7 protein-coding genes and 1 pseudogene are annotated in these 2,401 nt (G+C 37.3%); all 8 read right to left on the minus strand.

The window, feature by feature from the left end:
- The coding region (locus tag JCM19043_RS15505) for a major tail protein (protein WP_062323938.1) at positions 1–434 on the minus strand (434 nt) is incomplete at its 3' end.
- 30 nt (positions 435–464) lie between these two features.
- Positions 465–797: a hypothetical protein gene (locus JCM19043_RS15510; RefSeq protein ID WP_062323940.1), complete on the minus strand. Its 333-nt coding sequence runs from the start codon at positions 795–797 to the stop codon at positions 465–467.
- Positions 794–937, minus strand: coding sequence for a hypothetical protein (locus JCM19043_RS16660; protein WP_156321449.1), 144 nt, complete (start codon positions 935–937; stop codon positions 794–796). Before JCM19043_RS16660 ends, JCM19043_RS15510 begins: the two co-directional genes overlap by 4 nt.
- A gap of 77 nt (positions 938–1,014) precedes the next feature.
- Positions 1,015–1,197, minus strand: a complete 183-nt coding sequence (locus JCM19043_RS15515; RefSeq protein WP_062323942.1) for a hypothetical protein — start codon at positions 1,195–1,197, stop codon at positions 1,015–1,017.
- The gene (locus JCM19043_RS15520) at positions 1,198–1,536 is read right to left on the minus strand and encodes a phage head closure protein (RefSeq protein ID WP_231631586.1); all 339 of its coding nucleotides are present in this window, start codon (positions 1,534–1,536) and stop codon (positions 1,198–1,200) included. It abuts the gene before it with no gap.
- Positions 1,533–1,844, minus strand: a complete 312-nt coding sequence (locus tag JCM19043_RS15525) for a head-tail connector protein (RefSeq protein WP_062323944.1) — start codon at positions 1,842–1,844, stop codon at positions 1,533–1,535. Before JCM19043_RS15525 ends, JCM19043_RS15520 begins: the two co-directional genes overlap by 4 nt.
- 29 nt (positions 1,845–1,873) lie before the next feature.
- Positions 1,874–2,200, minus strand: coding sequence for a hypothetical protein (locus JCM19043_RS15530; RefSeq protein WP_062323946.1), 327 nt, complete (start codon positions 2,198–2,200; stop codon positions 1,874–1,876).
- A gap of 29 nt (positions 2,201–2,229) precedes the next feature.
- Positions 2,230–2,401, minus strand: a pseudogene (locus tag JCM19043_RS19100) (phage major capsid protein); the annotation flags it as partial.

Genomic DNA, 2,401 nt, shown 5'->3' on the forward strand with positions numbered 1-2,401 from the left:
TTTGGTGTTTGGTATGAAGGTGTATCTTGTTCTGTTTGTTTATTTTCTTCTGCAGGTGCCAATTTCACGCGATAAACCCAAAAGTATTCATATCCGCCACGCGCTGATTTTGCTCGACCACCAATTGCGATGTATGGAGCGTTATCGCTCGCGGTGTCAGTGATACCGCCATTATCGTCTACTGTCTTACCTAAAACATCAGCTTCAACTGTTTTTTCTAAGTAAGCTGTGTTGACTGATACCGAGATAGGTCCTTTAGAAGAGTCTGAGAAAAGAACTTTATCATCAGCTCGTAGGTTACCTCTATTGATCGTTGGCTGTAAGTTTAGTGCCATAGCTGGTCCAAATGGTTTAATTGTTCCGTACGTCGTTGTTGTACTATTTTCTTCCGTGATAATTGCGTAATGTAACATATCTAATCCTTTAATCGCCATATTTATTCCTCCTAAAATTAAAATAGCAACCTATTCTATTTCGGTTGCGTAACTAAAGCGTAATATTTTTCTGTACTTTTGAGCTTCGTTGTCATATGATTCGCTGGAAAACATCCGCTTAAAGCCTGCTTCTTTTAATCTGCTTTCTACTTCGGCCACAATCGTTGTAAAATCGCCTGAAGTAAAAACGTCAACTTGATAAAAATACCTCGTAGACATTTCTTTATCATCCGCATTTAAACTAGATGATTGATTGTATTCATTTATAATAATGTATTCACTATTGTTGTTGTTTCCTGTTAAAGTTGTGACAGGAACATTAATCGGACGAAGAGCATCAATTATCATCTTTTTGACATTCAAATAATCTTCATCTCCTTTCTTAGTTCCTCAACATAAATGTCTAATATCTTTCCTTTACTTAATTCAAAGGCGATACTAGCAAAGGGTTTAGGAGCAATAAAGCGCTTGGCCACGACATTATAATAGCCAAACTCATGCATATATAAATAGTATCCTTCCTGCTTCTTACCACCTTTTGTCCCAACAAATATCTCACCATTTTTAGGCTCTGTCCGATCTATAGCCTTTGTGCGTCACCGGAATATGGATTTAACCCATGATTATAAACTTCGTCTTTCATACGCTCTTTGAGTAAATCGGCTGCACGAATAAGCGCTTTGTCTTTCACGTGTTCCGGTGCTAACTGAATCAGTTCAACCTCTCGTAGAAGCTCATCTAAACCTTCAAATTCTAGATTCAATTACGTCACAACCTTCACGACAACCGTCATAGAAACATTTAATCCATCATCATTTTCAATTGAGACTATCTCATGCTCTTTTTGATTCCACATAACCGTTAAATTCTCAGGCCGTTCTGTTTCATCCAAAGCCTTTTGATAACGAATGAGGAATTCACGATTGTTTTCCATTTGGTTTTGTGCCGCAGTATAAAAACGATTACCTCGCAATGTCTTTAACGCACCCCAAACCGTTTTATATGGAATGGGGTGCGTAATTGGAAAACCATTCTCGTTTGTTCCACCTGCAGGTTGTTGAAAAATAAGCTTTTGTTTTAAATCACCTGGATTAATTCTCATACTTGATCACCAACTGGATAACAATACTTCAAATGTAATACGATACTATTTAGAGAGTGAGGCACTTCATAATCTTTATCGGAACGAAAAGATTGTCGATTATCATTCCAATGTTGAACAAGTAACGCTCTCGCCTGATTATACTGTTCAAGCATATTTTCGTTGGTTTCATCAATAGCGCCTACCTGATTACGGATATGGATGCCCGCCTGCTTATAAAACGTTTCAAGTAAAGGATCATCGTCATCATAATCAATTCGAATATATTTTTTTAATTTAGCTAGTTCATCCGGTGTTAAAGTCACCATTATCACCCTCTCGAAAAAAGAGAGCGATATTACTCGCCCTCTTCTGTTGGATTACTTTCTACTTCTTCAATTAAAGATTCGAAATAACTGACTAAACCTTTTCGATTATCGCCAACTTTTTCAGCTTCTAACAATGCCTTCACTTCTTCTACCGTTAGACCATCGGTGCTCTTTTTCACTTCATCAATGCTTCCATCAAGCACAGATGGGTGTTCTATTTTTTCTTCCACTTCTACAAACCCCTTTTCTTTTAATACCTGAATACGTTCTGCTGCCGCTTCGAAAATGGTATTTTTTTCAATATATTTCTTGTTGTTATTTTTATCGCGAAACGCTCGAATTACTTTTGCTTTCATTTTCAATCTCTCCCTTTTTAAATATTTAATTAAGCAATAGGTGCTGCAATATCAATTTGACCAAAGATAACAGCTTCAGAATCCCAAGACTTAACGTTTTCACGCTCAATAGCTCGGAACTCAGTCGTGTTTGTTCTCCAAGCATTACCGCCTTCTTTAGTCATGTCTACAGACAGTTGATTGCGGTCGAACAACACAATC

The sequence above is a fragment of the Halolactibacillus sp. JCM 19043 genome, assembly GCF_001310395.1.
Taxonomy (GTDB): Bacteria; Bacillota; Bacilli; order Bacillales; family Amphibacillaceae; genus Halolactibacillus; species Halolactibacillus miurensis.